Source organism: Streptomyces sp. NPDC002790 (assembly GCF_040295505.1).
GTDB lineage: Bacteria > Actinomycetota > Actinomycetes > Streptomycetales > Streptomycetaceae > Streptomyces.
Genome location: NZ_JBEOVM010000005.1, coordinates 83,270 through 103,290 on the forward strand (window position 1 = coordinate 83,270; position 20,021 = coordinate 103,290).

At 70.6% G+C, this 20,021-nt stretch carries 22 protein-coding genes; 6 read left to right on the forward strand and 16 right to left on the reverse strand.

The features are described 5' to 3' along the window. Positions 1 to 83: 83 nt before the first annotated feature. The 10 genes from ABT004_RS04920 to ABT004_RS04965 form a co-directional block, all read right to left on the reverse strand. The gene (locus ABT004_RS04920) at positions 84 to 1,385 is read right to left on the reverse strand and encodes a sensor histidine kinase (protein WP_351331431.1); all 1,302 of its coding nucleotides are present in this window, start codon (positions 1,383 to 1,385) and stop codon (positions 84 to 86) included. Further along, entirely contained in the window at positions 1,378 to 2,175 is a 798-nt protein-coding gene (locus ABT004_RS04925; RefSeq protein ID WP_351331432.1) for an ABC transporter permease, read from the reverse strand. Before ABT004_RS04925 ends, ABT004_RS04920 begins: the two co-directional genes overlap by 8 nt. Continuing rightward, positions 2,172 to 2,897: an ABC transporter ATP-binding protein gene (locus tag ABT004_RS04930; protein ID WP_351331433.1), complete on the reverse strand. Its 726-nt coding sequence runs from the start codon at positions 2,895 to 2,897 to the stop codon at positions 2,172 to 2,174. The genes ABT004_RS04925 and ABT004_RS04930 overlap by 4 nt, the downstream gene beginning before the upstream one ends. 152 nt (positions 2,898 to 3,049) lie before the next feature. Continuing rightward, positions 3,050 to 3,577 (reverse strand): GAF domain-containing protein, encoded by a 528-nt coding sequence (locus ABT004_RS04935; RefSeq protein ID WP_351331434.1) that lies wholly within the window; start codon positions 3,575 to 3,577, stop codon positions 3,050 to 3,052. A gap of 245 nt (positions 3,578 to 3,822) precedes the next feature. Next, positions 3,823 to 5,358 carry an MFS transporter gene (locus tag ABT004_RS04940; protein WP_351331435.1) on the reverse strand — a complete coding sequence of 512 codons (1,536 nt, stop codon included), beginning with the start codon at positions 5,356 to 5,358 and terminating at the stop codon, positions 3,823 to 3,825. A 191-nt stretch (positions 5,359 to 5,549) separates the two neighbouring features. After that, positions 5,550 to 6,875 (reverse strand): cation:proton antiporter, encoded by a 1,326-nt coding sequence (locus ABT004_RS04945; protein ID WP_351331436.1) that lies wholly within the window; start codon positions 6,873 to 6,875, stop codon positions 5,550 to 5,552. Positions 6,876 to 6,879: 4 nt separating this feature from the next. Beyond that, positions 6,880 to 7,365, reverse strand: coding sequence for a cation:proton antiporter regulatory subunit (locus tag ABT004_RS04950; RefSeq protein ID WP_351331437.1), 486 nt, complete (start codon positions 7,363 to 7,365; stop codon positions 6,880 to 6,882). A gap of 179 nt (positions 7,366 to 7,544) precedes the next feature. After that, positions 7,545 to 9,080: an ATP-dependent DNA ligase gene (locus ABT004_RS04955; protein WP_351331438.1), complete on the reverse strand. Its 1,536-nt coding sequence runs from the start codon at positions 9,078 to 9,080 to the stop codon at positions 7,545 to 7,547. Between the two features lie 72 nt (positions 9,081 to 9,152). After that, complete coding sequence (locus ABT004_RS04960; protein WP_351331439.1) at positions 9,153 to 9,650, reverse strand: glutathione peroxidase; 498 nt, start codon at positions 9,648 to 9,650, stop codon at positions 9,153 to 9,155. A 49-nt stretch (positions 9,651 to 9,699) separates the two neighbouring features. Next, entirely contained in the window at positions 9,700 to 10,074 is a 375-nt protein-coding gene (locus ABT004_RS04965; RefSeq protein ID WP_351331440.1) for a hypothetical protein, read from the reverse strand. Between the two features lie 636 nt (positions 10,075 to 10,710). Here ABT004_RS04965 and ABT004_RS04975 point away from each other — a divergent pair. Next, entirely contained in the window at positions 10,711 to 10,863 is a 153-nt protein-coding gene (locus tag ABT004_RS04975; protein WP_451187277.1) for a hypothetical protein, read from the forward strand. A 241-nt stretch (positions 10,864 to 11,104) separates the two neighbouring features. Further along, the gene (locus tag ABT004_RS04980) at positions 11,105 to 11,620 is read left to right on the forward strand and encodes a DedA family protein (RefSeq protein WP_351331443.1); all 516 of its coding nucleotides are present in this window, start codon (positions 11,105 to 11,107) and stop codon (positions 11,618 to 11,620) included. Here ABT004_RS04980 and ABT004_RS04985 read toward each other — a convergent pair. Beyond that, a complete protein-coding gene (locus tag ABT004_RS04985) occupies positions 11,583 to 12,368 on the reverse strand; it encodes an alpha/beta fold hydrolase (protein WP_351331444.1) in 786 nt (261 codons plus the stop codon). The genes ABT004_RS04980 and ABT004_RS04985 overlap by 38 nt on opposite strands. Positions 12,369 to 12,479: 111 nt before the next feature. Here ABT004_RS04985 and ABT004_RS04990 point away from each other — a divergent pair, with 111 nt between their 5' ends. Next, positions 12,480 to 12,917, forward strand: a complete 438-nt coding sequence (locus ABT004_RS04990) for a MarR family winged helix-turn-helix transcriptional regulator (RefSeq protein ID WP_351331445.1) — start codon at positions 12,480 to 12,482, stop codon at positions 12,915 to 12,917. On the opposite strand, the gene ABT004_RS04995 is transcribed toward ABT004_RS04990, so the two are convergent. Then, entirely contained in the window at positions 12,904 to 13,683 is a 780-nt protein-coding gene (locus tag ABT004_RS04995; RefSeq protein ID WP_351331446.1) for an ABC transporter permease, read from the reverse strand. The genes ABT004_RS04990 and ABT004_RS04995 overlap by 14 nt on opposite strands. A gap of 120 nt (positions 13,684 to 13,803) precedes the next feature. On the opposite strand from ABT004_RS04995, the gene ABT004_RS05000 reads away from it, so the two are divergent. Beyond that, entirely contained in the window at positions 13,804 to 14,889 is a 1,086-nt protein-coding gene (locus tag ABT004_RS05000; protein ID WP_351331447.1) for an S-(hydroxymethyl)mycothiol dehydrogenase, read from the forward strand. Then, positions 14,889 to 15,527: an MBL fold metallo-hydrolase gene (locus ABT004_RS05005; RefSeq protein WP_351331448.1), complete on the forward strand. Its 639-nt coding sequence runs from the start codon at positions 14,889 to 14,891 to the stop codon at positions 15,525 to 15,527. The genes ABT004_RS05000 and ABT004_RS05005 overlap by 1 nt, the downstream gene beginning before the upstream one ends. Before the next feature lie 51 nt (positions 15,528 to 15,578). Here ABT004_RS05005 and ABT004_RS05010 read toward each other — a convergent pair whose 3' ends face one another. From ABT004_RS05010 to ABT004_RS05020, 3 genes are all read right to left on the reverse strand, one after another. After that, complete coding sequence (locus ABT004_RS05010; protein ID WP_351331449.1) at positions 15,579 to 15,980, reverse strand: ATP-binding protein; 402 nt, start codon at positions 15,978 to 15,980, stop codon at positions 15,579 to 15,581. A gap of 134 nt (positions 15,981 to 16,114) precedes the next feature. Then, entirely contained in the window at positions 16,115 to 16,411 is a 297-nt protein-coding gene (locus ABT004_RS05015) for a hypothetical protein (protein WP_351331450.1), read from the reverse strand. Positions 16,412 to 16,519: 108 nt separating this feature from the next. Further along, on the reverse strand, positions 16,520 to 18,097 hold the full coding sequence (locus tag ABT004_RS05020; RefSeq protein WP_351331451.1) for an FMN-binding glutamate synthase family protein: 1,578 nt from the start codon (positions 18,095 to 18,097) through the stop codon (positions 16,520 to 16,522). Between the two features lie 127 nt (positions 18,098 to 18,224). Between ABT004_RS05020 and ABT004_RS05025 the strand changes: the two genes are divergently transcribed. Further along, positions 18,225 to 18,920: a DUF2470 domain-containing protein gene (locus ABT004_RS05025; protein WP_351331452.1), complete on the forward strand. Its 696-nt coding sequence runs from the start codon at positions 18,225 to 18,227 to the stop codon at positions 18,918 to 18,920. On the opposite strand, the gene ABT004_RS05030 is transcribed toward ABT004_RS05025, so the two are convergent. Then, a complete protein-coding gene (locus ABT004_RS05030) occupies positions 18,901 to 19,968 on the reverse strand; it encodes an acyltransferase family protein (protein WP_351331453.1) in 1,068 nt (355 codons plus the stop codon). The two genes, ABT004_RS05025 and ABT004_RS05030, sit on opposite strands and share 20 nt — an antisense overlap. Positions 19,969 to 20,021 lie beyond the last annotated feature (53 nt).

Consider the following 20,021-nt stretch of genomic DNA (forward strand, 5'->3'; position numbering starts at 1 on the left):
CCCGTAGTTCCGTCCGTAGTTCTGTCCGTATTCACTTCGCGCTCTCGCCTCCCGCCTCCCGCCCGCTCTCGCCTCCGCCGCGCCTACGTGTGCAGCGGCAGCGACACCGTCACCGCTGTCGGCCCGCCCGGCGGGCTCGTCACCTCCAGCGACCCGTCCACCGTCCGGGTCCGCTGCACCAGGCCCGCGAGACCGCCGCCCGGTTCCACGCGTGCACCGCCCTTCCCTTCGTCCGTCACCCGCAGCCGCAACGTGCCGTCCCCGGCGGCCAACTCCACCCCGCAGTGCCGCGCCCCGCTGTGTTTTATCGCGTTGGCCAGCAGTTCCGCCGCGCAGAAGTAGGCCAGGCTCTCCATCGCGGGCGCCGGCCGCTCCGGCAGATCCACGCTGACGTCCACCGGTAGCGTGCTGCGCGCCGCGAGCGTGCTCAGCGCGTCACCGAGCCCGCCGTCGAGCGCGGGCGGGTGCAGGCCACGCGAGAGATCGCGCAGCTCCGTGAGGACCTCCGTCGCGTTGTCCCGCGCCGCCTCCACCATGCGGTGCAGCTCCGGCCGGTCCCGGTCGTCCAACTGCTCACGCACCATGTCCAGACTCATCGCGAGCGCCACCAGACGGACCTGCGCCCCGTCGTGCAGATCCCGCTCGAGCCGGCGCAGCCGCTCATTGGCCTCCTCCACCGCCAGCGCCCGCTTCTCCTCCAAGTCGCGTACACGGTCCGCCAGTTCGCCGGGACCGAGCAGCGCCGGCATCAGCGTGCGATCCGCCTTGACGGCGATCCGTATCAGCCACGGCGCGATCACTACGATCAGCACACCCCGCAGCGCGGCACCGAACGCACCGGTCAGCGAGTGCACCTGCGGCTGCCCACCCCATGGCAACGGCGTCACCAGCGTCAGGTCCTCCGGCGTGAACGCCCACCGCACCGGCGCCGCCATGTTCACCGCGCCGATCACCCACCACATCACCCCGTACAGGCCCACCGTCGCCAGCGGCAGCTTCACCAGCACGTACGCGACCGCCCGCCACGCAGTCCCGTCCCGCAGTCGCGCCTCCACGCGCGCGAACATCCCGCCCTCGGCCGGCGGCGGGCCCGGCGCCAGCACCCGCTCGCCGAGCAGCACACCGGCAAGGCTTCGATGCAGCGCGCCGAGGCCGCGGGCCAGGTAGAGCCCGGCCAGCAGGAACACCGCGCCGAGAACCGCCCCGACCACCGTCAGAGTCAGCGCGGACCCCAGAGCCAGGGCGACCACGACGAGGAGGAAACCCGCCAGCGCGGGGGCGTAGCACAGGAGGCAGTACGCCGCCTCCGCCCACGCCCGCCGCGTCACGCAGGCCGTCAGCGCCGCCCGCACGGTCGGCAGGCCGACGAAGGGGAAGTCAGGCATCGCGGCGCGCCAGCAGCCGGTCGCCCACGGCGAGGAACGCCGCCGTGTACAGGCACAGCACCCCGAACCCGGCCCACGGCGACAGCATCCCGTCGACCGGCACCGTCACCGCCAGCGAATTGCCGGCGATCATCGTCGGGAAGAACTTCGCGACCGCCGGCCCCGTGGTCCCGGCCAGCAGCGCGGGCAGCACATACGTGATGCCGACCAGGACACCTATCGCACTCGCCGTGTGCCGGGTGATCGCGCCGATCCCAAGGCCCATCAGGCCGACCATCGCCAGATACGCGCCCGACATCAGCACGGCGCGCAGCACGACGGGGTCACCGAGCGAGGGCCGCGGCACACCGGGGGAGAGCGCCGCGGTCCCCGCGAGAAACGTCACGAACGTCACCACCTCGCCGATGGCCAGCGCGAGCCCGCCGAACACCGCGGCCTTCGCCGCCAGCGCGAGCCGCCGGTCGGGGACCGCGGCCAACGTCGAGCGGATCGTCCCCGACGAGTACTCGCCTGATATCACGAGGACGCCCAGCACGCCGATGATGAGCTGACCGAGGGCCACGCCCGCCAAGACGTTGTTCGTCGGGTCGAAGGACGCCACCTTCGAAGCCCCTTGCGGCGCCTTGGTGTTGGCGATCGTCACGACGCCCATGGCGATCATGCCGACCACGGTGAGGAGCAGCGCGTACATCGTCGAGCGCAGGCTCCGCAGTTTGATCCACTCCATCCGGGCGGCCTGCCGGAAGCCGTAGTGCCCCGCCAAGGCGGGCGTGTACGGCATGGTGCTCATCGGGCTCCTCCTGCCTGGTACACGGCCGCGCCGCCGGTGAGCGCGAAGAACGACTCCTCCAACGACCGTCCGTCCGCAGTGAGTTCGGCGACCGATGTGTCAGCGAGCAGTCTGCCCTGGCCGATCACCAGGAGATGGTCGGCCGTGAGGGCCATCTCGCTGATCAGATGGCTCGACAGCAGGACTGTACGTCCCTCGGCGGCCAGCGAGCGCAGCAACTCCCGTACCCAGCGGACGCCTTCGGGGTCCAGGCCGTTCACCGGCTCGTCGAACAGCAGCACCGCCGGGTCGCCCAGGAGCGCCGACGCGATCCCGAGGCGCTGCGCCATGCCGAGCGAGAACGAACCCGCCCGCTTGTGCGCGACTGCGGCCAGACCGACGGTCTCAAGGACCGCGTCCACCCGCGCCGGGTCGATGCCACCGCCCGCGGCGAGCGCCGCGAGATGGCTGCGCGCGCTGCGGCCCGGATGGAATGTGCGGGCCTCAAGCAACGCGCCGACCTGGCGCAACGGCCAGTCCAGCTCCGCGTACGGGCGGCCGTCGATGGTGGCGTGCCCGGCGTCCGGCCGGTCGAGATCCATGATCATGCGCATGGTCGTGGACTTCCCCGACCCGTTCGGCCCGAGGAAGCCCGTGACGCTCCCGGGGCGCACCCGGAAACTCAGGTCCTCAACGGCGACCGTCTCGCCGTACCGCTTGGTGAGACCCCTGGCCTCGATCATCCCGACTCCCTCTGCCCGCGTGCTCCGACGTCGCATCTTTCGTGTGACATCCACGCTAGGAAGCGGGACGATCCGCCGGAACGAGGTTGTCCTCCGACCTTGCTGGGGGAAAACCCCCAGGCCGCGGACGCGGGGGAGGAGCAGGTGCTCGTTCAGGCCCGCCCCCGCGGCACGACCCCTAACGCCGTCGCGTCCGCGAGATGCTGCCCCAGACGCAACCGCAGGGGCCCGATCGGCCCCGGCCGCTCCGACAGCAGGCTCAGCGAGCCCACCGCCCGGTCCGAGGCCCGCAGCGGCACCGCCACCACACACGCGAAGCCCAGGCTGCGCGCCATCGCCGTGTACGACGGCCAGTTGGCGCGCGCGTACGGATGCGCCAGCGGAACGCCGCTGATGGCCGTGGCGGAGCTGCGGCAGTCCAGACCGGGGCCCTCGCCCCAGGTCAGTGCGGCCCGCTCCAGGCGCAGGCCGCGTGGGTCGGACGCCGCGACCTCGACCCGGGTCGCGGGCGGGTTCAGCACCGCCACCGCCGACGCGACTCCGAGCAGCGACACACAGTTGCCGACGAGTGCACCGAGGGCCTGCGCACCACCGTGTACGGCGGCGTCGGCCACTTCCACGAACGCCGTCGCCAGCCGCTCGCTGTCCACCTGGTTCGCCTCGTACGGCACGCCACGCATGACGGTCCCCTTGCCACTGTCTCGTCCGCCCCGCGCGACGCAGCCACCCGTCCTGCCACTTGCCCGGCGGGCGGACTGTGCTCAGGGGGTATGCCCCCTGGGCGGACCGTACGAACCGACGGCGTACGAACCGACGGCGTACGAACCGACGGCGTACGAACCGAAGTCGGGAGAACCGAAGCCACACGAATCGACGGCGTACGAGCCGATCGCACCGGCGCAGCCGCCGCGCGCCCCGCCCCGCCTCACATGTGCACGGCCGACCCCTCGCCGGACATCACCTTCGGCGGCCCCGGCCGGTACAGGAGGAGCGTCACGACGAAGCCGACGCCGAAGAAGGCAGCCGACCACCAGTAGGCGGTCGAATAGCTTTCGATCGCGGCCTGTGCCCGCACCAGCGGTGTGGGCCGCTTGCCGACGAGGTAGCTGGTCGCGGCGGTCGTGGCCAGCGTGTTCAACAGCGCCGTGCCGATCGAACCGCCCACCTGCTGGCTGGTGTTGACCATCGCGGAGGCGACTCCCGCGTCGTGCGTCGCGACACCGGAGGTGGCGAGGTTCATGGCCGTCGCGAAGATCATGCCCATGCCGAGGCCCATCACCAACGTCGGCGGCAGCACATGACCGGCGTACGTGCTGTCGATGTCGAGGAAGGTCAGCCAGATCATCGCCCCCACCGCCAGGGCCATGCCCAGCGGAACGATCGGTTTCGGCCCGAACCTCGGCGCGAGGGAGTTCTGCGTGATCATCGACGAGAAGATCATGCAGGCGACCATCGGCAGGAACGCCACACCGGTCTGCACCGGCGAGAACCCCAGGATCTGCTGCAAGTAGTACGTCAGGAAGAGAAATACGCCGAACATGCCCGCACCGGCGATGAACATCGCCAGGTACGACGCGCCGCGATCCCGGTCGAGCGGCACGCGCAGCGGCAGCAGTGGATGCGTGGCGCGCGTCTCGAACCAGGCGAACGCGGCCAGCAGCACCGCGCCGATCACCAGGAAGCCCCACGTCGCGAACGCGCTCCAGTCATGGGTCTCGGCGTTGGAGAACCCGTACACGATGCAGAACAGGCCCGCCGACACCAGGATCGTGCCGGGTACGTCAAGCTTCGGACGGTCCGTGGGACGCCCGCCGTGCAACAGACGCAGGCCGCCCAGGAACGCAAAGGCGGCGAAGGCGAGGTTCACGAACAGGCACCAGCGCCAGTCGAGATACTCGGTCAGCACACCGCCGAGCAGCAGCCCGACCGCACCGCCCGCACCGGCGATGGCGCCGTAGATGCCGAAGGCCTTGGCCCGCTCCTTGGGGTCGGTGAACGTCGTCGTCAGCAGGGAGAGCGCGGCCGGCGCGAGCAGCGCGCCGAACGCGCCCTGCAGTGCGCGCGCCGCGACCAGCATCTCGAAGCTGGTCGCCGCACCACCGAGCGCCGAGGCCACCGCGAAGCCGACGAGGCCCACGAGGAAAACGGCCCTGCGGCCGACGAGGTCGGCGATCCGTCCGCCGAGCAGCAGCAGACTGCCGAAGGCAAGGGAGTAGGCGGTGACGATCCACTGCCGGTTTCCGTCGGAGAACCCGAGGTCTTTTTGGGCGGACGGCAGCGCGATGTTCACGATGGTGGCGTCGAGGACGACCATCAGCTGTGCCAGGCCGATCACGGCGAGGATCAGCCATCGGTGCTCGTGCCTGCCCCCGCCCGCGTACGGCACGGAGCCGCCGTCGGGCGGGGAGTTCTGTATGCCGGGTTCGGCGCCTGCCTGCGAGGTGTCGGACGAGCGATCCATCGTGGCCTCCAAACGACCGGACCCCCCGATCGACTTCGCCCACCACGCTAAGCGCCCTGGTCATGGCAGGCGACTGGAGAGGGAACGGGGCCGTTCCGCAGACATGGAGAACGGGGCCGCCCCCATGTCTGGAGGGCGGCCCCGTCGGATGCCGAGTTCGGCGGTTTGTGCTGAGCGTCAGCGGAGGTTCGTCAGCGGCTGTGCTCGTCCAGGGCGGCCGGCTTCTCGTCGGGCTTGCCGCCCGGCTCGGTGTCCGGCTCCGCGTCCGGCTTCGCGTCCCCCTGCGCGGACTGCTCGATCGCGCGCGGCTCGGGAACCGCACCCGTACCCGTACCCGTACCCGCGCCCACGACCGCCGCCTGGCGCTGCGGGAAAAGCCGCTGCGCGAGGGGCTGGACGAACCGCGCGGTGAGCGGGCCCACGATCACCAGGATCAGCACGTACGCGGTGGCCAGCGGGCCGAGGCGTGGCTCGATTCCGGAGGTCACGGCGAGGCCCGCGATCACGATGGAGAACTCGCCGCGCGCCACCAGGGCGCCACCGGCCCGCCAGCGTCCCTTGACGGAGATCCCCGCCCGGCGCGCTGCCCAGTACCCCGTCGCGATCTTCGTGCAGGCCGTGACCACGGCCAGCAGCAGCGCGGGCAGCAGCACCGGCGGAATGCTCGCCGGGTCGGTGTGCAGGCCGAAGAAGACGAAGAAGACGGCCGCGAACAGGTCGCGCAGCGGGGACAGCAGCGTATGCGTGTTCTCGGCGACCTCACCGGACAGCGCGATGCCCACGAGGAACGCGCCCACGGCCGCGGACACCTGGAGCTGCTGTGCGAGGCCCGCGACCAGGATGGTCAGACCGAGCACCACGAGGAGCAGTTTCTCCGGGTCGTCGCTGGAGACGAACTTCGAGATGTGCCGCCCGAACCGCACCGCGATGAACAGCACCAGACCCGCGGCGCCGAGCGCGATGGCGAGCGTGAGTCCGCCGGCCGCCCAGCCGACACCGGCGAGCAGCGCCGTGATGATGGGCAGGTACACCGCCATCGCCAGGTCCTCGAGCACCAGAATGCTGAGGATCACCGGCGTCTCGCGGTTGCCGAGCCGGCCCAGGTCCCCGAGCACCTTGGCGATCACGCCCGAGGACGAGATCCAGGTGACACCGGCGAGCACGATGGCCGCCACGGGACCCCACCCCATGAGCAGCGCGGCGATGGCACCGGGCAGCGCGTTGAACGTCATGTCGACGAGGCCGGCGGGATACTGCGTCTTCAAATTGGTGACGAGATCGCTGGCCGTGTACTCGAGACCGAGCATCAACAGCAGCAGGATCACGCCTATTTCGGAGCCGATGGCGACGAACTCCTCGCTCGCGCCGAGCGGCAGCAGACCGCCCTCGCCGAACGCGAGTCCCGCCAGGAGGTACAGCGGGATCGGTGAGAATCTCAGCCGTCCCGCGAGCCGCCCGAGCAGCCCGAGTGCCAAGGTGATGGCACCGAATTCGATCAGAAAGAGAGCACTGTGCATGCGGTCACTCCCGCCCCAGAATCATGGCCGCCGCGTCGACGCCCTCGCGGGTACCGATGACGATGACCGTATCGCCGCCCGCGAGCCGGAAGTCCGGCGTCGGCGACGGAATCGCGTCGGCGCGGCGCAGTACGGCCACGATCGACGCGCCGGTATCGGTCCGCATCTTCGTCTCGCCGAGCAGCCGCCCGTTCCAGATCGAGGCGCCCGGAATCTCGATGCGCTCGGCGACGAGCCCCAGGTCGGTGGTGTGCAGCAGGTTCGGGCTGTGGTGCGAGGGCATCAGCGCGTCGATGAGATACGTCGCTTCCCCCGACGTCAGCTTGAGCGACAGGTCGCAGGCGTCCGGGTCGTCCGCCCGGTAGGCGCTGAGGGTGCGGCCCCCGTCCCGATGGGCGACGACCGACAGCTGACGCTGCTCGCGGGTCGTGAGGTCGTAGCGGTAGCCGATTCCCGGCAATGGTGTCCTGCTAAGGCGTGAAGCGGGCACGTCTCTCCCCTTGTCCGTGCGTGGCCGCTGTCCCGGCGACCAATAGATGGCAGATGCAACTTTAGATGGATGTCCGTCACCCTATACGCGCCAAGCTTTGGCAAAAAAACGGTCAGGCGTAGAAAAGGCCGTACGAAGTCATACGAGGCCGTACGCCGAGCGGTCGTGCATCGACACGGTCACGCGCCGAGCGGGGGATGCGCGGCGAGCACCGCCTCCACCGTGTCCGCCTGCTCGGCAGGCTTGTCCTCCCGGTACCGCACCACGCGCGCGAAGCGGAGCGTCACGCCTGCCGGGTAGCGCGTCGAGCGCTGCAACCCGTCGTAGGCGATCTCCACGACCAACTCGGGCCGCACGGTCACGACGTGACCGTCGTCACTGACGGCCAGGGCGCGCAGCCGCTGCGTCTGCCAGGTCAGCAGCGCGTCGGTGAGCCCTTTGAACGTCTTGCCGAGCATCGCGTACGTGCCGTCGGGGCGGCGAGCGCCCAGGTGCAGGTTGGACAGCTTCCCGGTGCGCCGCCCGTGCCCCCACTCGGCGGCGAGGACGACCAGGTCCAGCGTGTGCACGGGCTTGACCTTCACCCAGGACGCGCCGCGGCGGCCCGCGCTGTACGGGGCCTCGAGCCCTTTGAGTACAACCCCCTCATGGCCGCGCGTGAGGGTGTCCGCGAAGAACGCCTCGGCGGCGTCCGCGCCGTCGTCCTCGACCACGAGGCGCCGTACCCGCATCGCCTCCGGCACGAGCCGGGCCAGCTGCTCGTGCCGCCTGGCGAACGGCAGGTCCAGCAGATCCCGCCCGTCGACGTACAGCACATCGAAGAACACGGGGGAGACCGGCAGCGCCTTCGCCGCACGCGCGACGTCGACCCGCGAACCGACCCGCCCCGCGACATCCTGGAACGCCCGCGGCCGACCGTCCTCGCCGAGCGCGATGACCTCCCCGTCGAGAATGAACCGGTCACCGGGGAACTCCCGTACGGCGTCGGTGACTTCGGGAAGCCGGCCGGTGATGTCATCGAGCGTCCGTGTGTAGACGCGTACGACATCGCCGTCCCGATGAACCTGCACGCGAATGCCGTCGAGCTTCTCCTCCACGGCGCAGGCACCCAACGTGGCGAGCGCCTCGCCGACGCCACCTGCGCTGTGCGCGAGCATCGGCAGCACGGGCCGGCCGACGATGAGCCGGAACTCGTCGAGCGCCTCGGGTCCGCGGGCGAGGAGCGCCTGCGCGACGTCCTGCAGCCCACCCGCCAGCATCACGGCACGCCGTACGTCGGCGGGGGCCGCGCCCGTCGCCTGCGCAAGGCCCTCGGTCGCGACGGCGTCCAGGGCGCCCTGGCGCACCTCACCGGTCACGAGCCCGAACAGAAACCGCTGCTCACCCTCGGTCGCGGCCCCCATCAGCTGCCCGACGAGCCGCTTCCGCTCGGCCTGCGACCCGGCGCCGGACACATCCCCGAGCTCGGTCATCAGTGCGTCGACGTCCTGCACGCTCAGTCGGGGCTCCGGCGCCGCCTCGACCCGCTCGCTCAGCACCCGCCACCCGACGCCGAGCCGCCCCTGGGGCAGCCGCCCCGCCAGATACGGGATGACGATCGGCACGTCGTCCGGATCGGCGTCCCGGAACAACTCGGCAAGCAGCGCGATCTTCCGCGACCGCGCGGAGGCGGCGGCGACGTCCTGGGACACCTGAGCGAGCCGGGCGAACAGCATGTAGCCATGGTGCTACGGGGGAGGTGGAGGCGCAGCAGGACCGCCGGCACCTCCTGCCCGCTCCCGGTTCGTTCAGCTGCCGGTCGAGAGCTCCCGCTCGATGGCCGCCACGACCTCCGGGGCGTCCGGCGTCGTCTGGGGCGAGAAGCGGGCGACGACGTCACCGGAACCGTTCACCAAGAACTTTTCGAAGTTCCAACGAACATCGCCTGTGTGCCCCTCGGCATCCGCCGTGTCCACAAGCTTCGCGTACAACGGGTGCCGCTCCTCGCCGTTGACGTCGACCTTCTCCGTCATGGGGAACGTGACGCCGTACGTCGCCGAGCAGAACTCGGAGATTTCGTCGGCGGTACCGGGCTCCTGCCCCATGAACTGGTTGCAGGGCACGCCCAGCACCGTGAACCCACGGTCCGCGTACTGCTTCTGGAGCTCCTCCAGGGCGGTGTACTGCGGCGTGAGCCCGCACTTCGAGGCGACGTTGACGATCAGGACGGCCTTGCCGAGGTACTGGCTCGGGTCGGCGGACCCGCCCTGCAGGCTGTTGATTTCTACTGCGTCGTAAACGGTCATGATCCGGAGCGTACGCCGCTGCCACGCCGTGATCGCGACCTGTCCCCGCTCAGGAGACGACGCGTGCCTGTGCGTCAGGGGGCAGACCCTGGTGGGCCTGCTGGACCCGCTTGGTCAGTAGCCGCGTCGCCGCCTCGGCCCGTTCAGCCGTGACAGCTTCCTTCGAGCCTGTGACGTAGACCCAGAGAAGCGTCGTCCCTACGCGCACCTTGGTGCCGAAGTACGCCTGCTTGCCGACCATCTTGCGCTCCGCGTTGCTTTCGTCACCCATGGAAGGAAACTTCTCGTCGCCGGTGTCGAGCTTCTCGTAGAGGCCATGGGCCGCACCTGGGGTGCTGCACGAATAGACGTTGAACCTGAAGCGGAGCCAGTCGGGCGTTCTGAGCGCGCCACGTGTGAAGTTGATGTTGCCGTCGACGACCACGTCCGAGCATCTGAACCGCCGAACGGCGCACACAGGAAGCCATCACTTTCCGTCAGGGGTTGCCCGATCCGCTTCCATCCCGGGAGGGATCGCCCATCGGGCAGCGCGCGCTTGAGATGGCCGGCCTTCAGTACAGCGACTGGCTTGGCGGCAGGCTTCGCGCGTGCTGCTTTCTGGGCGGCCGCCCCATCGCTCGCGCCCTCCCCCGAGTTGCATCCGGTGAGCAGCGCCCCTTGGTTGACGTGGCGTGATCATAAGCGCGCGTGCCGACCGCGCCGTGCGTGTCGGCTTGCGTTGAAAATCGAACACGCGATCTAATCTGGGTTATGCGGAACACGATCACTGAAGACCTCGTTCAGACACAGCGGGAGTGGGACGCGACCTACCGGCAGCTTGCCGATCGGCCCGGTCGTACCGCTCTGCGGCGGCGTCTGCTGTATCTGTCCCGGGTGTTGGCGGGCGAGAAGCTCACTCCGACGCAGAAAGCGGAACTGCGCCGGCGGGCGCGGAGTCGGGCGTGACGCCGCCTCTGGCTCGCAGGGCGAAGCTCGTGGTGGCGGTGGGTGCATGGTGCCGGAGATAGTCGTGCACAGGTCGTCCGCGTCGGGCGGAGGGCGAAGGGTCACGGTCGGCGGCGTGGACTTCGGTCTCGCCTGTGACGACCACGACCTGGTCGAGTTCCTGCGCCGGGCCGGACTGGATGATGCCGATCAACTGGTGTCCGGGGACTCGCCGATCATCCAGTGGCGCGGCGGGCGCGCGCACGAGTACGAGGCTGCCGGGGGGTAGCCCCACCTCGTTTGGGGTGGCTGCCCCAGTGTGTCTCGTGTCGTGCGCGGGCATCGTGGTGTCCTGGACCGGCACTTGGGCGTCGGTCCCTTCGGTCGTGAAGCCGCACTCCGCGCCCCCTAGGGGTCACTCCCAGAGGTTTCCCCGAGATACGTCGCCCCCTCTCGTTTTATTAACTTTCGTACCTTTACCTGTAGTTATGCCCGACTACTTGGTTTACGGCCTTCTTTTTCTGTGCGTCATGCCCCCGCTGGTGCCCAATTCGTGGCTGCTCGTCAGTGCTGGGGCCATGGCGGCGGACGGCCGTCTCCAACTCGTCCTGGTGCTGCTGGTGGTGATGGGCGCCGCCATCCTCGGCGACCTGCTGGTGTATCGGTCGACGCGGCGGTTCGGAGGGCCGGTGGTGCGGCGGCTGCGGCGCAAGCGGCGGCGTGCCGTGCTGCTCGATTGGGCTGCTGTACGGGTGCGTCGGCACGGGATCCCGTTCATCATCGGCATCCGGTTCCTGCCCACCGGGCGGTTCGTCGGCGCGGTGTCGGCCGGGCTCGTCGACGTACGGCCGGGCCGGTTTCTCGTCGCCTCTGGTGTCGCCGAGGCGGCCTGGGCCTCGTACTCGATAGGTGTGGGCCTGCTCGGCGGGGTCGCCGCGGGCGGGCCGTTCGCCGGCGCGCTGCTCGGGCTGGCGATCTCGGGAGTCGTGGCGATCCTGGCGGGCGCCGTCACATGTCGCGCAAGAACGCCGCGAGCGCCTGGTTGAAGGCCTCCGGATGTTCCATGTTCGGATAGTGCGCGACGTCGGGGATCGAGACCGCCAGGCCGTCGGTGACGCTGCTCGTCAGGCGCTCCGCCATGCCGATGTGGTCGGGGGAATCGAGCGCGCCGTTGACGGCGCGGACCGGGACCGGGATCGCGGCGGCGCGGAGCCAGGTGTCCTTGAGGGGGACGCTCCAGTCGGGCTCCTCCGCGGTGTGCTTGGACATCGTGTTCCACGTCATCGTGCGCAGGCGGTCCACGACGCGGGGGTCGATGTCGCTCAGGGTGCGGTGCGGGCCTGCCCCGAAGACGGTGAACGCCTCCACCGCGGCCGCCACATCGCCCGCGGCCATCGCCGCCTGCCAGGTGGTCCAGATCCCGGTCGTCCACGGGTCCGTGAAGTACGGCTCGCTGGTGCCGGCGCCGCTGATCACCACGCCGCCGACCAACGCCGGGTGCTCCAGCGCGGTGTCGATCGCGATACTGGCTCCCATCGAGATGCCCACCAGGACCGCCGGGCCAACGCCCAACTGGCGCAGCAGCGCGGCGAGATCGTCCGTGTGTCGGAACGGCCCCGCGGCGTTGGGGGACCGGCCGTGGCCGCGGGCGTCGGGGGCGATGACGCGGTGGGCCGCCGCCAGATGCGCGATCTGGTCGTCCCACATGTGGTGGTCGAGGAAGCCGCCGTGCAGCAGGACGAGGGGGCGGCCGGTGCCTTCGTCGATCCAGAAGAGGTCGGAGAGATCAGACATGACAACCAGGTTGTCATTACCGCCGTGCACTTACAAGCAGAATGACAACTTGGGTGTCATGATGGCGAGGTGAGTGACAAGCCTGCTAGCGACAAGACAGGGCGCAGTCCGGTGTCCGCAGACGTGGCCGACCGGCTCTCCGAGGTGTTCGACCTCGTGGGGCCGCTGTACCGGCGCGCGTACGTCAGAGTCGAGCGGGACGTCGCGGCCGAAGGGCTGTCGGTGGGCGTGCGGGCCGTGCTCAGCATGCTGCACGGGCGGGGCCCCATGACGGTTCCTCAGATGGGGCGGTTCCAGGCGCTGAGCCGACAGTTCGTGCAGCGGATGGTGAACGACGCCGCCGCCCGCGGACTCGTCGAGACCGCACCCAACCCCGCCCACAAGAGGTCCTCCCTGATCCGGCTGACCGAGGAGGGGCGCACCGTCATCGGCGCCGTGCTCGACCGCGAGCGGGAAACCCTGCGGGGCGTCGACGGGGAGCTCACGGAGGACGACGTCGAGACCTGCCTGCGCGTCCTCTCCGGCCTCCTCGCCGTCATGGACGACTGAGCCGCCCCCGCGCCACCAGCTCCACCGTCGTCGCCACCGCGATCGCCTGTACGGCCATCAGCGCCACCAGGACGAAGAGTTGCACCGCCCCGGCCGTCACCGGTGACGCCCCGCCCAGGAGCATGCCCACGAAGGCGCCCGGGAGCGTCACCAGACCTACCGTCCGCGTCTGGTCGAGACCCGGGAGGAGCGCGTCGGAGGCGGCGGGGCGGGCGATCTCGAGGCGGGCCTCGTGGGGGAGCAGGCCGAGCGCCAGGCACGCCTCCACCTCGCCCTTGCGCGCGGTCAGCTCGTCGAGGGCGCGGCGCCCCGCCAACACGGTCGCCGTGAGCGCGCCGCCGATCAGGATGCCGGCCACCGGGATCACGGCGATGCCACGGAGGGGCAGGAGGCCGCAGGCGATGAGCGAGGCCACGAGCGGAATCACCGGCGCCGCGATCGGCAGGGCCGCCCAGACCCACGTCCGGTTCGGGGTGAGGCGGCGGCCCGCCGTACGCGCGGCCACCGCCAGCATGAGCAGCAGGAAGGCCAGCAGCGCCGTTTCGTGGCGCACCACCCAGCCGATCAGGAGCGACACCACGGCCAGCTGGACCGCCGCCCGGACCCCGGCGATCGCGATGTCGCGGGCCCGGCGGCGCGACCCGTCCGGGGAGAGGCGGTACACCGCCGTCACCGCCGCCGCGATCACGAGGAGAACGACGAGCACCGCCACGAGAGTTCCGTTGACGGGCAGGAGGGTGGCCGCAGCCTGGGTTCGAACGCGCACGGGAACACAGTAGAGCGCCCCGACCTGGGCACCGGTGCTGTTCACCGCTCCACCGGTGAGCGAGGATGGGCGGGTAACAAAGCGTGAAGTTGCCGCGACTGAGAAAGAGGGCTGACCGTCATGGCACAGCAGGTGCAGGGCGTGATCGCGCGGGCCAAGGGGGCCCCTGTGGAGATCGCGACGATCACGGTGCCGGACCCGGGTCCGGGCGAGGCCGTCGTGAAGATCCAGGCGTGCGGGGTCTGCCACACCGATCTGCACTACCGGGAGGGCGGGATCAACGACGAGTTCCCGTTCCTGCTCGGTCACGAGGCGGCCGGTGTCGTCGAATCGGTGGGTGACGGGGTGAGCGAGGTCGCCCCCGGTGACTTCGTGATTCTCAACTGGCGTGCGGTGTGCGGGCAGTGTCGTGCCTGCCGTCGCGGGCGCTCCCAGTACTGCTTCAACACCCACAACGCGAAGCAGAAGATGACCCTGGCCGACGGCACCGAGCTGTCGCCCGCGCTGGGCATCGGGGCCTTCGCGGAGAAGACCCTCGTGGCCGCCGGGCAGTGCACCAAGGTGGACCCGGCCGCCTCTCCGGCCGCCGCGGGCCTTCTGGGCTGCGGTGTGATGGCCGGTCTTGGTGCCGCGATCAACACGGGCAACGTGGGCCGCGGCGACTCCGTCGCCGTGATCGGCTGCGGCGGCGTGGGCAACGCCTCCGTCGTCGGCGCCCGGCTCGCCGGCGCCGCGAAGATCATCGCCGTCGACATCGACGACGCGAAGCTCGCCACCGCGCGGGAGCTCGGCGCCACCCACACCGTCAACTCCCGCTCCACCGAAGCGATCGAGGCCGTGCGCCAGCTGACGGGCGGCTTCGGCGCCGATGTCGTCATCGAGGCCGTCGGCCGCCCGGAGACGTACGAGCAGGCCTTCTATGCGCGCGACCTGGCGGGGACGGTCGTCCTCGTCGGCGTGCCGACGCCGGAGATGAAGCTCGAACTGCCGCTGCTCGACGTGTTCGGGCGCGGCGGCGCGCTCAAGTCGTCCTGGTACGGCGACTGCCTGCCCTCGCGCGACTTCCCGATGCTCATCGACCTGTATCTGCAGGGACGCCTCGACCTCGACGCGTTCGTGACCGAGACGATCGCCCTGGACGACGTGGAGAAGGCGTTCGAGCGGATGCACCACGGCGACGTGCTGCGTTCGGTGGTGGTGTTCTGATGACCGGGAACACGGCACGCGTGGACCATCTGGTGACCTCCGGCACGTTCTCCCTCGACGGGGGCACGTGGGACGTCGACAACAATGTGTGGATCGTCGGGGACGACCGTGAGGCGATCGTCATCGACGCCGCCCACGACGCCGACGCCATCGCCGAGGCCGTCGGCGAGCGGCGGCTCGTCGCGATCGTGTGCACCCACGCCCACGACGACCACATCGACGCCGCGCCCGCGCTCGCCGCGCGCACCGGCGCGCCGATCCTGCTGCACCCGGCCGACACCGAGCTGTGGAAGCGCACGCACCCGGACCGCGCGCCGGACGGCGAGCTGGCGGACGGTCAGAAGATCGGTGTCGCGGGCGTGGAGTTGACGGTGCTGCACACGCCGGGGCACTGCCACGGCGCGGTCAGTCTGTACGCTCCCGCGCTCGGCACCGTGTTCACCGGGGACACCCTCTTCCAGGGCGGTCCCGGTGCCACCGGGCGGACCTTCAGCGACTTCCCGACCATCGTGGAGTCGATCAAGGACCGGCTGCTCACACTGCCGGCCGAGACCGTCGTACGCACCGGACACGGTGACAGCACGACGATCGGCGCGGAAGCACCGAACCTCGACGAATGGATCGCGCGCGGACACTGAGCCCGGGTCCCGGCCGGGGCGGCTCGACCGTCGCCCCCGCCGGAGCGTGGTTCAGCAGGTGGTCAGCACCGCAAGCACCGTCTTGCCGCCCCGCGGGTCGGCCCGCACGCTCCAGCGGCGGGCGAGCGCCTGGACCAGCGCGATACCCCGGCCCGACTCGGCCGTCCGCGACTCCGGCGCCAAGCGGGGGACGCCGGGCGCGTCGTCGTGCACCGCCACGGTCAGCTCGCCGGAGTGCAGGCACAGGCTCATCCGGCAGCTGTTGCTTTGTGCCTCCGTGGCGTTGGCGACCAGCTCCGACACCACCAGCTCGGCGTCCGTCATCCCCTCGCCCGCACGTCCGGCGAGAAATCCACGGGTCAGCCGGCGGGCCCACCGGGCGGCGCCCGAACCCTGCGGCATCAGGAATTCCACGCGCGCGGCACGCCGCTCGGCGCCCCTCGACGCACGCATGACGACCACTTCCTCTCCTGGCGGATGGTGCGCGGCTCGCCCATCGGTTACGGTCCCCTGCCCGCCGTTCCGCGGCCCTACACCACTTCTGCTCCTGTGCACCGAGTGCCCCGCGCCGGCCGGTTCAGGCCGTGTCAGCCGCTTTCCGTGGGGTGCGGGTGGGCCAGGGTGTCGAAGAACCGGTCGATGGCGGGCGAGGAGCCCCCTTCGGCACAAGGGGAGCGCTCCACCTGTGGTATCGGCAAGGCGCCCAGATGCGGTGCTCGGGCTTCCAGGGCCCGCGTCAAATGGAGCCGCTCCAGGGCCCGTTCTGCAGCTGAGGAGCGTACGTACTCGACCAATGTCACGCCCAGATGGTCCGCATGACTGCGTACCGCGGCGTACTCATCCGGTGTGAAGAGCTCCCGTAGGAGCGCAGTACTACCGTCCATGTCGGCATGATGCAGCCCTGGGTCGCGCCGCGTGGGCGGTTGGCATATTCACCCCTCGTTCGCGTGGAGTTGGCGCTGTTCGATGGCGCACGCGGGGGAGGGTGGCATTCAGAAGCGGTCGGGATCCGCGGCTGCCCAGTCCGCCGCCCAGGTCGCGGGCGGCTGCCCGGTCAACTGGCCCGGTTCCAGCCAGTCGTGGAGGTGCGCGTAGGAGACCGGCACGTCCGCCGTGTTGCGACGCATGAGCTGGTCCGGGCGCAGCTCGCGCGGATCCCGCACACCCATCGCCGCCATGATCTGCCCCGCGCCGCGCACGGTCGCCTCTTGGTAGTGGCGTACGCGCTCGGCCTTGTCGTCGACGTCCAGGGCGCGCACGCGGCGCGGATCCTGCGTCGTGACCCCGACTGGGCAGGTGTTCGTGTGGCAGCGCTGGGCCTGGATGCAGCCGACCGCGAACATCATGGCGCGCGCCGCGTTCGTGAAGTCGGCGCCCTGGAGGAGCCGCTTGACGATGTCGGTGCCGGTGGCGACCTTGCCGCTCGCCCCGACCCGGACGGTGTCGCGCAGCCCTGTGCCGACGAGCGCGTTGTGGACCGTGATCAGCCCCTCGGTGAGCGGGGTGCCGAGGTGGTCGGCGAACTCCAGTGGCGCCGCGCCCGTGCCGCCCTCCGAGCCGTCCACGATCACGAAGTCCGGCGTAACGCCCTCGGCGACCATCGCCTTGCACACGGCGAGGAACTGCGTACGCGAGCCCAGGCACAGCTTGAAGCCGACGGGCTTGCCACCCGCGAGTTGCCGCAACTCGGCGAGGAACAGCACCATTTGGCGTGGGGTACCGAACTCGCGGTGGTAGGGCGGCGACACCACGGTCTCGCCCTCCGGCACGTCCCGTACGCGTGCGATCTCCGCGTTGACCTTGCCGCCCGGCAGGACGCCGCCGATGCCCGGCTTCGCCCCCTGCGACAGCTTCAGGGAGACGCACTTGACGTGCTCGTGCGCCACCTTGTCGGCGAACTCGGCGCGGTCGAAACGGCCTTCGCGCGTGCGGCAGCCGAAGTAGCCGGTGCCGATCTCCCACACCAGGTCGCCACCGTGCGTCAGATGGTGGTCGGACAGGCCGCCCTCTCCGGTGTCGTGCGCGAAGCCGCCGAGGGCCGCGCCCTTGTTGAGCGCGCGGATCGCGTTGCTGGACAGAGCGCCGAAGCTCATCGCCGATACGTTGAGCAGCGCCATGTCGTACGGCCGGGTGCAGTCGGGGCCGCCGACGCGGACGGTGGTCGGCCGCTCGGGCGGGTCGACCGGACGCATCGACGGCACCAGGAACTCGTGCCCCGAGGCGTACACGTCGCGTTCGGTGCCGAACGGCTCCTCGGCCTCCTGCTGCTTCGCCCGCTCGTAGACGATGCTGCGCACGTCCCGGTCGTAGGGCCGGCCGTCGTAATTGCGCTCGACGAAGTACTGCTGCATTTCGGGGCGCAGGGCCTCCATCAGGAAGCGCAGATGCCCGAGGACCGGATAGTTGCGCAGCACGGAGTGGCGCGACTGGGCCAGATCCCACACGCCAAGCGCCGCCAGGGCGAGGAGTGGGGCGGCGGCGAACCACCACCACGAGGAGAGCAGGAGCGACAGGGCCAGGGCGGCGGCCGCTCCGGCGACGGCGACGAGGAACACGAGGAATCTGGACACCTGTCGAGTCAACCGCACCGCGCCGCTCATGGCACCGGGCGACACAGGAAGACGGAGCGGGCGTGGGGTGGACCGCCATCGATCATCTCGGTTAAGTTAGGCAAGGCTTACCTAATGGAGGTTCGGGATGGGTGTCCGACAGATCGCTGCCGCCGTGCCCAGCACGGCGGCCCACGCACGCTCCGTGCTCGCCGCCGCATGGACCTGCGGCGTCACCACCGATGTGGGGCAGGACGACCTCGTCGGCGCACACCGCGTCGACGAGGACGGGACGGTGCGCATCACGCCACCGCCCGACAGTGTGCTGGCCGCCGCCGTGCTCTGCTCGCCGCACGGACGGCCCACCACGCTCCTGGAGTTCGCCGACGCGGCGCCCGTCCCGGTACGCGACCGGGTGCGCGCACGGGTATGGCTTTCGGGCGAGCTGCTGCCGCGCGGTGAGGAGTTGGTGCTGCGGCCCGAACGGGCGGTCCTGCAGACCCGGTCCGGCCGCACCGGCGTCGACCTCGACGAATTCGCCGCCACCGCGCCCGACCCGCTCGCACTCGCCGAGCCCCGCCTGCTCACCCATCTCGCCGACGCCCACCCCGAGGCCGTCGAACAGCTCACCCGGCTCATCGCGCCGGACAGCCTGCACGGCGTCGTCCGGGTCCAGCCGCTCGCCGTCGACCGGCACGGCCTGACGCTGCGTCTGGAGCGGATGCGCGGCCAGGCCGACGTGCGCCTCGCCTTCCACCGGCCGGCCGACGACCTGGGTTCGCTCACCGAGCGCATGCACCAGCTGCTCGCCTCCGCGCAGACCGTCAGCCGCCGCCGGAGGTGACCCTCTCGCGGGCAGTCGCCTGTTCGGGCAGGGGCCGTCGCTCTGTCGGCCGCCGGAACGCCCAGTCCATCCGGGGCTCGACGACGTAACGGAACACCCGCCGCACCGGTTCCGTGCACAGCGCGGTGATGAGGGTGACCGCCGCCGCCGTCACGGCCAGCTCACCGAGCGGGCTGTGCAGCCACGGGTGGTCGTACCAGCCCCAGAACCGGGAGGACTTGATGACGAAGCCGTGCAGCAGATATGCGTAGATCGTCCCGGTGCCGAGGGCCGTGAACCACAGCCTGCGGCCCGGCACCCACGCCAGGAAGCACGCGCTCAGCACCAGCGCGAGAACGAACAGGGCGGGCGTCGCGAACAGACCCGCCCACCCGGGCACGCCCCGACCCTGGACGCTGCCCCGGTGGTAGAACCAACCCGCGTCGAACCACGGCGCCACCCAGTACGCGGCGAGCAGGGCCGCGCCCGCGACGCCCAGCGCCACCCACCGCACGCGCCACGTCCGCAGCCGCGCGAAGTGCTCGGGCCGCAGCACCAGACCCGCCACGAAGAACGGCAGGAACTGCAGCACCCGCTGGAGCGCCAGGTCCCCGCCCGCGCCCGGCCACATCGACATGGCCGTACCCACGGCCAGCGACACGAGCACGGGATGGCGCAACCGCAGCCACAGCGGTGTCGAGAGCCGCCAGACAAACATGGCCACCAGGAACCACATCAGATACCAGGGGTCCAGCAGGCTGATCGGATATCCCGGATCGTCCTGCGCCCACCGGTAGAACAGCGTGTACCCCACCTCGAAGACGAGGTAGGGCACGACGACCCCGGTCACCAGGCGCCGCAGGCGGTGCGGGGCCATGTCGAAGCTGCGCGAGAAATAGCCCGACACCAGCGCGAACGCCGGCATGTGGAAGGCGTAGACGGTGAGGTACACCGCCGTCACCGCGTGGGAGCCGTAGGTCAGCGGCTCCCACGCGTGCCCGCAGGCCACGAGGACGATCGTCAGGAATTTGACGTTGTCGAAGTACGACTCGCGTGCCTGTCCTGCCATGTGCGTTCGCCGCGCCCTCCACATCGGGACGGTCCGGGTCCCCTGCCCGTACC

Coding starts and splice junctions, on each gene's coding strand:
- ABT004_RS05025 (WP_351331452.1), top strand. CDS start 18,225: ATGGGTGTCCGACAGATCGCTGCCGCCGTGCCCAGCACGGCGGCCCAC.
- ABT004_RS04985 (WP_351331444.1), bottom strand. CDS start 12,368: ATGTCTGATCTCTCCGACCTCTTCTGGATCGACGAAGGCACCGGCCGC.
- ABT004_RS04920 (WP_351331431.1), bottom strand. CDS start 1,385: ATGCCTGACTTCCCCTTCGTCGGCCTGCCGACCGTGCGGGCGGCGCTG.
- ABT004_RS04940 (WP_351331435.1), bottom strand. CDS start 5,358: ATGGATCGCTCGTCCGACACCTCGCAGGCAGGCGCCGAACCCGGCATA.
- ABT004_RS04930 (WP_351331433.1), bottom strand. CDS start 2,897: ATGATCGAGGCCAGGGGTCTCACCAAGCGGTACGGCGAGACGGTCGCC.
- ABT004_RS04925 (WP_351331432.1), bottom strand. CDS start 2,175: ATGAGCACCATGCCGTACACGCCCGCCTTGGCGGGGCACTACGGCTTC.
- ABT004_RS05015 (WP_351331450.1), bottom strand. CDS start 16,411: ATGGACGGTAGTACTGCGCTCCTACGGGAGCTCTTCACACCGGATGAG.
- ABT004_RS05030 (WP_351331453.1), bottom strand. CDS start 19,968: ATGGCAGGACAGGCACGCGAGTCGTACTTCGACAACGTCAAATTCCTG.
- ABT004_RS04980 (WP_351331443.1), top strand. CDS start 11,105: ATGCCCCCGCTGGTGCCCAATTCGTGGCTGCTCGTCAGTGCTGGGGCC.
- ABT004_RS04935 (WP_351331434.1), bottom strand. CDS start 3,577: ATGCGTGGCGTGCCGTACGAGGCGAACCAGGTGGACAGCGAGCGGCTG.
- ABT004_RS05010 (WP_351331449.1), bottom strand. CDS start 15,980: ATGCGTGCGTCGAGGGGCGCCGAGCGGCGTGCCGCGCGCGTGGAATTC.
- ABT004_RS04960 (WP_351331439.1), bottom strand. CDS start 9,650: ATGACCGTTTACGACGCAGTAGAAATCAACAGCCTGCAGGGCGGGTCC.
- ABT004_RS05005 (WP_351331448.1), top strand. CDS start 14,889: ATGACCGGGAACACGGCACGCGTGGACCATCTGGTGACCTCCGGCACG.
- ABT004_RS05000 (WP_351331447.1), top strand. CDS start 13,804: ATGGCACAGCAGGTGCAGGGCGTGATCGCGCGGGCCAAGGGGGCCCCT.
- ABT004_RS04945 (WP_351331436.1), bottom strand. CDS start 6,875: ATGCACAGTGCTCTCTTTCTGATCGAATTCGGTGCCATCACCTTGGCA.
- ABT004_RS04955 (WP_351331438.1), bottom strand. CDS start 9,080: ATGCTGTTCGCCCGGCTCGCTCAGGTGTCCCAGGACGTCGCCGCCGCC.